Source organism: Ruegeria sp. AN6 (assembly GCF_056540425.1).
Genome location: NZ_JBQFWR010000022.1, coordinates 41,450 through 48,002, shown reverse-complemented (window position 1 = coordinate 48,002; position 6,553 = coordinate 41,450). Strand labels below are relative to the sequence as shown.

Below are 6,553 nucleotides of genomic sequence, written 5' to 3'. Positions count from 1 at the left end.
GCTGCTGAACACGCTTACGTCTGATCTCAGCAGCAAACATCGGGCCAAACCTATTCCACCGATACCGGACAGTTTCGTGGCTCACGTCGATCCCGCGTTCGTGCAGCAGATCTTCGACATTCCGAAGTGAAAGAGGGAAACGGATGTACAGCATCACTGCAAGGCGGATGATCTCGGGACTGGTTTTGAAATACTTGAAAGAGGCAGGATTGGTCATGGGTAAAAGCTACGAAAGCCCCCTGCCCCACTCAAGCAAAGTTCTCCTGACAAGACCGATTCAGCAAGTCTATGCGAAAAAACGCCTCTCCCGGCTGATAGCTGCGCGAAAAGGTTGCCAAGTTAAATCGGGCTAGCCACATTGAGCAGGAAACGCCCTTTAGCCAGGTGGGATACTTGGGAAAGTCCGAAAAGCCAACTTACGCGGAAGAAGTCGCCGGGGCGATCAGGGCTGTAGGCACATCTAATTTTATGCCGGAATTGTTGAACCTCATGCGCGAGGCAGCTTCGTTCAAGGGCGCGTTTGTCAGCCTTTTGAACCCGGGAAAAGCGCCTGAACATGTCTATGACAATGTGCGTTCGGAACGTCGCTCGGTTGTTGTCGACCGATGGCTTGATCGCGCCTGGCTGCTGGACCCGTTTGTTGTTTGTTTCATTGGTGAACGCCACGAACCAGTGATGGTACTAAGAGACGTTACACCGGACAGGTTTGCCAATTCCGACTACTTTCGGATCTACTACAAATCCTTGTTTCTGACGGACGAGATCGGGGTGTTCGTAGCAATAGCAAACGGCACCTTGTTTCTTTCTCTCGGTCCTTCCGAGGGAAAAACCCGGTTCACGCGGCGGGATGTCGAACGGTTGACAGACCTGCACCCGATCATATCGGCGCTTTGCGAGCAGCACTTCCATCGCAACCCCTCGTCAGGCCGAATCGACGAAAGCGAGGTCGATTTCGAAGGGGTCATCGACAAGGTTTGCAAAGGTTTGACACAGCGGGAGATCGAGGTCGTGCAGTTCCTTTTGCGCGGGCACTCGACGCGGTCCATTGCGCTTTTGCTGGATGTTTCCCCGGCGACGATCAAAGTGCATCGCAAGAACATCTATAGAAAGCTGCGCATATCTTCCCAGTCTGCCCTGTTTTCAATGTTTCTGCATTCGGCAAACGATTAGTCGTACCCCTTTGGGGGTACAAATCACACCGCCCTTTGGGGGTATTCACAGGGTAAGTCTCCCGGCTCTAAGCTGATTCTACAAATCAACAAGTGCAGGTGTCCGGATCAGACCATGATCGACGTAAAGAATGTGACAAAACGCTTTGGCGAAGGTCAGGCGGCCGTGACGGCTCTGGGGGACGTGTCGCTGACCATTCCCGAAGGAAGCTTTTTCACGCTTTTGGGCCCGTCAGGTTGTGGCAAGACGACACTACTGCGGCTGATCGCCGGGTTCGAGCTTCCAAGCGAAGGCGAAATAGCGTTGGACAGTGAGTCGATTGGCCATCTGGCACCCAACAATCGGCCCGTGAACACGGTGTTTCAGAACTACGCCCTGTTTCCGCACATGAGTGTGGCCCGCAATGTCGGGTTTGGCCTTGAGATGCTGAAAAGGCCGAAAGCCGAGATCGACAGCGCCATCACCGAGATGCTGGACCTGGTGCAGCTGGGCGAGTTTGCAACGCGCCGGGTTGATCAATTGTCAGGCGGGCAGCAGCAACGCGTGGCTTTGGCGCGCGCTCTGGCGCCGCGCCCAAAGGTTCTGCTGCTGGACGAACCCCTTTCTGCTCTGGACCTGAAACTTCGCAAAGGAATGCAGAGCGAGTTGAAGCGACTGCAGCATGAGACAGGCATTACGTTTGTTTTTGTCACGCATGACCAAGGGGAAGCACTGGCGATGTCGGACCGGATCGCTGTGATGTCGGCAGGTTCGGTACGTCAGGTCGGCACACCGGAAGAGATTTACACAGCCCCGAAAAGCAGGTTCGTCGCGGATTTTATCGGGGACACCAACATCGTAAACGCTACGTTGCTTGGCTTTGACGGAGACGTGGCAAAAATCCGGTTTGGCGAAGGCAAACCACTCACGATTCACACTGCTAGCACCTTGCTCGAACCGGGCCCGGTACATGTCGCTCTGCGCCCCGAAACGATCCGTGTGGTCGAGGAGTGTGCCGAAACAGCGCTATTGCGTGGCGAGGTCGTGGACAGCACCTATTTCGGGGCCGGGTCGCAAATGCTTGTGCGGTTGGAAGATGGTGTCAGTGTTCACGTCCAGGTTTCCACTCCGCGCCCCGTCGGATCGCGCGTCGGGCTCGAATGTGACACCTCCATGCTGCATGTGCTGGAAGACTAATGGCCGGCGTTGCACATATCCCGCAGCCGGACGCCACGTCGAGATTGCTTGCGGCGCAGGCCGAGCGCGCGCGTCAAAGACGCAGAACGCGGCTTTTCCTGCTGGCCCCGGCGCTCGGGATTATCGGTATCTTTGGGCTGTTCCCTCTCTCTATCGCTCTGGTTTACTCGTTCCTTGAACCCGGGACCTATGGCGGCGTTGAATGGACGTTCTCTTACGACGCCTATGTGCAGTTCCTGTTCGAGCGGGATATTTTTGATGACACGCTGACCTTTAACAGCGCCTATCTTCAGATCTTCGGGCGTTCCTTTGGTCTTGCCATCACCACTATGATTGGAACTCTGATCCTTGGGTTTCCTGTTGCTTACTTCATTGCGGCCCGTCCGCAGGAACAACGCAATTTCTGGCTGTTCGCCATCACTCTGCCGTTTTGGACGAACCTGTTGATCCGTACGTACTCGATGCTTCTGATCGTACGGGACGAGGGTTTTGTGAACCTGACGCTGAAGAACCTCGGCCTGATCAGCGAGCCGATCGAGATGTTGTACACCGATGGCGCGGTACTGGCCGGGCTGGTCTACAGCTACCTGCCTTTCATGATCCTCCCGATCTATGCCTCGCTGGAGAAGTTCGACTTTTCGCTGCTTGAGGCAGGGCATGATCTCTATGCCACACGCACGCAGGTGTTCCGCCACATCATTATACCGATTACCCGTCCGGGCATTGTCGCGGGCTGCGTTCTAGTGCTGATCCCGGCGCTTGGGGCCTACATCACGCCGGAATTACTCGGCGGTGGCAAGAAACTGATGATCGGCAACCTGATTGCCCTGCAGTTCGGCTCGGGCCGCAACTGGCCCTTTGGCGCCGCTGCTGCACTGATCCTGATGGCAGTCGTGTTAATCGCGCTTCTTGTCAGCTTGCGGGCAGGTGCTTCGAAGGAGAGTGGACATGGCTAAACTGTCGTCACTCTTCCGGCCGTCGACAGACGCGCGCGAACTACGCCGGCAACCCCTGTTCACCGGCATGTCCTGGCTGGTTCTGTTGTTCCTCTACGCACCGATTGCCGTCCTGGTCGTGTTCTCGTTCAACGATAGCCGCTCTGTTGTGCGCTGGACCGAGTTCAGCTTGCGCTGGTACGCGGCGGCCTTGGAAAACGATGACATCCGACGGTCGGCAATGATCTCGGTACAGGTCGCTCTCACCGCGACCGTGTTTTCCACCATCATTGCCACAATGGCTGCACTGGCGACAACGCGCGGCGATGTTTATCGCGGCCGCTCTGCGGCTATTGCACTCATAAACCAGCCCCTGATGATCCCCGAGATCGTTACGGCGATTGCAACGCTGGCCTTCTTTTCGATCCTGCGCCAGCTCACGGGTGTTACCGGGATCGGCTGGCTGATCCTCGCCCACACAGTTTTCTGCGTGCCCTTTGCTTACATGCCGATCCGCGCACGTTTGTCAGATTTGTCAGTGACTTACGAAGCTGCCGCCGCCGATTTGTACGCGACGCCCTGGCAGACATTCCGCTATGTGACGCTGCCTCTTTTGATGCCCGGTGTTATGGCGGGGGCGATGCTGGCCTTTGTAGTCTCTCTTGACGACGTCATCATCACGCTTCTGGTGGCCGGACCGGGTGAAACCACCTTGCCCATCTATATTCTGGGCCAAATCCGTCGCGGCGTAACGCCAGAGGTCAACGCCGTTTCGACCATCCTGATCGGAGTGACCATAGCCATGGTCGCCCTGACCTTCTTTCTGCAACGCAAACGAAAATAACAAGAAGCCCGCGCTGCTGCGGGACGCCAACAATCTCAACGGAGGACCAAATGAAATACACTCTTCTCAAAGCCGCAGCCATCTCGGCCCTGGCGCTCAGCGCGGCAGGAGCGCATGCCGAAGGCAAACTGAACATCTACAACTGGGGGAACTACACCAACCCCGAGATGATCGAGAAATTCGAAGCCCAATACGATATTGAGGTAACGCTGGACAGCTATGACAGCAATGAAACCATGCTGGCCAAGGTCAAAGAGGGCAACACTGGCTATGATGTTGTTGTTCCTGGCGACTACATGATCGCGATCATGGTAGGCGAAGGCTTACTGGCCGAGATCAACGCTTCCGAAATGGACAACTTCAAGAACATGGACCCGAACTGGGTCGATGTGTACTGGGATCCGGGTCGCAAGTATTCGGTCCCATATCAGTGGGGTACGACCAGCTTTACGGTCGACAGCGCGGTCTACAGCGGTGACATAGACACGCTTGGCCTGATCTTCGATACGCCCGAAGAGCTTAAGGGCCGTATCAACATGCTGAATGACATGAATGATGTGATCAACGCCGGCCTACGCTACCTAGGCTATCCGCGCTGCAACTCCAATCCCGATCAGATGAAAGAGCTGATGGCACTGCTCGAAACTGCCAAGGGTGACTGGCGCACCATGGATTATGCGGTGATCGAAAAGCTGACGTCGAAAGATGTGGACCTGTCGCAAAGCTGGAACGGCGCGGCCATGCGCGCCCGGGCGGATCGCCCGACATTGCAGTACGCCTATCCAAAGGAGGGGTTCACCGGATGGATGGATAACGTCGCGGTTCTTGCCGACGCGCCCAACATGGACAACGCAAAGCTCTTCGTGAACTTCATGATGGACCCGGAAAACGCTGCAATGACCTCGAACTTTGCGCGTTATGCCAACGGGATCAAAGGTTCCGAGGCATTCATGGATGCCGAGATGCTCGACGCGCCTGAAATCGTGATGCCTGCAGGGGCACCGGTACCCGACTTTGTGAAGCCTTGCGACCAAGACGTTGTGGACCTGTACAACAAGGTTTGGACCCGCCTTAAGCAATAAACTTAAAAGTCAACTGTGTCGGCCCATCTCTGGTCGGGCCGACCCTTTCCAAAGTTTTATTAACCTGACTGCGGCCCCTGTTTGGGTCGCCTTGCGGGAGCATGGAAAATGCAAAACAGCAAATCCGGCACGAGGCCCAAAACAGCGCGTGAGATCGGCATCATGCAGGGTTTCCCGCCCCCGCCTGAGAAACGCCCGTCTCTCGAGAACTGGGATCTCGCCCCGTTCAACCGCTGGACCTTCCAGAACATGCGTAGTCTGTTTCCGACGGTCGATGTTCGTCCGGGCTCGAATGCCCGGGAACTGATACAGGCGCCCCGTGACCTGCTGGATACGGAGTTTCAGACCTTTGACGACCGCCAACTATCGGTCGAGAACTGGCTGACTGAGAGCTACACGGATGGCTTCCTAGTGCTGAAAGGCAACCGGCTTTTAACCGAGATATATGCCAACGACTTTACTCCGGACACCGCACATTTGGGGCAATCTGTCTCCAAATCCCTGATCGGCTCTCTGGCCGGTGTGCTTCACGGTGAAGGCAAGCTGGACCTCTCGGAGCCGCTTGACAATATCGTACCGGAACTTGCTGGGACCGGCTATGCCGGATGCACTGTGGATCAGGCGCTCGATATGCAATCCGGGGTGCGCTTTACCGAGGATTATGGCTTTCCGGATAGTGACATGACACGCGTTGATGTGGCGTCGGGCTGGCGCCCGGTTCGCAAGGGAGAAATCAAACCTACCATTCGGGATGTTATTCTAACTTTGCCCCGGGAAAGACCCCATGGGCAGGCTTTCTCTTACCGCTCGATTGAGACGGACGTCATCGCCTGGGCCTTGGAACGTGTGAGCGGCGAAGACCTTGCTTCGCTCTTGTCCAACCGGATCTGGCAAGAGATTGGCTGCGTGCATTCGGGCTTTTTCACCGTAGACGACGCCAAGACAGCACTCGCTGACGGCGGGTTCAACGCAACTCTTCGGGACTATGCCCGCTTTGGCCGCATGATGGCAGATGGTGGCAAGGTCGGTGACCGACAAGTAGTGCCGGAAAGCTGGGTTTCGGGGATTTGTTCGGGAGCGGACCCTTCAAAGCACGGTGACCCGTATGACGTGCTGTCCCCTCAAGGGGCATACCGAAGGTTCTGGTGGGTTCATGACCCGAGGCGCGGTGTGTTCATGGCGCGCGGAGTTTTTGGTCAACTGATCTTCATTGACCTGACCGCGGACGTGGTTATCGTCAAGCTTTCCAGCTGGCCCGACTATCTGATCCAGTCCTTTAGCCACGATGCCGTGCGTGCCTGCGAGGCAATCATTCGCGCGCTTGAGTAGTTCAAACCATCACAGAC

Annotated in this window: 6 protein-coding genes and 1 pseudogene; 6 read left to right on the top strand and 1 reads right to left on the bottom strand. The window is 56.2% G+C overall.

Going from position 1 to position 6,553, the window contains the following annotated elements; all coding sequences use genetic code 11:
- Positions 1-217: pseudogene (locus tag ACR0MQ_RS21320) on the bottom strand (IS6 family transposase); the annotation flags it as partial.
- A gap of 176 nt (positions 218-393) precedes the next feature.
- Between ACR0MQ_RS21320 and ACR0MQ_RS21315 the strand changes: the two are divergent.
- From ACR0MQ_RS21315 to ACR0MQ_RS21290, 6 genes are all read left to right on the top strand, one after another.
- On the top strand, positions 394-1,170 hold the full coding sequence (locus ACR0MQ_RS21315; RefSeq protein ID WP_170477973.1) for a helix-turn-helix domain-containing protein: 777 nt from the start codon (positions 394-396) through the stop codon (positions 1,168-1,170).
- 114 nt (positions 1,171-1,284) lie between these two features.
- The gene (locus tag ACR0MQ_RS21310; RefSeq protein ID WP_170776103.1) at positions 1,285-2,346 is read left to right on the top strand and encodes an ABC transporter ATP-binding protein; all 1,062 of its coding nucleotides are present in this window, start codon (positions 1,285-1,287) and stop codon (positions 2,344-2,346) included.
- A complete protein-coding gene (locus tag ACR0MQ_RS21305; RefSeq protein WP_480610668.1) occupies positions 2,346-3,302 on the top strand; it encodes an ABC transporter permease in 957 nt (318 codons plus the stop codon). Before ACR0MQ_RS21310 ends, ACR0MQ_RS21305 begins: the two co-directional genes overlap by 1 nt.
- Complete coding sequence (locus ACR0MQ_RS21300; protein WP_480610665.1) at positions 3,295-4,125, top strand: ABC transporter permease; 831 nt, start codon at positions 3,295-3,297, stop codon at positions 4,123-4,125. The genes ACR0MQ_RS21305 and ACR0MQ_RS21300 overlap by 8 nt, the downstream gene beginning before the upstream one ends.
- A gap of 50 nt (positions 4,126-4,175) precedes the next feature.
- Complete coding sequence (locus tag ACR0MQ_RS21295; RefSeq protein WP_170776105.1) at positions 4,176-5,207, top strand: extracellular solute-binding protein; 1,032 nt, start codon at positions 4,176-4,178, stop codon at positions 5,205-5,207.
- A gap of 108 nt (positions 5,208-5,315) precedes the next feature.
- Positions 5,316-6,536: a serine hydrolase domain-containing protein gene (locus tag ACR0MQ_RS21290; RefSeq protein WP_170776106.1), complete on the top strand. Its 1,221-nt coding sequence runs from the start codon at positions 5,316-5,318 to the stop codon at positions 6,534-6,536.
- The last annotated feature ends 17 nt before the right edge of the window (positions 6,537-6,553 follow it).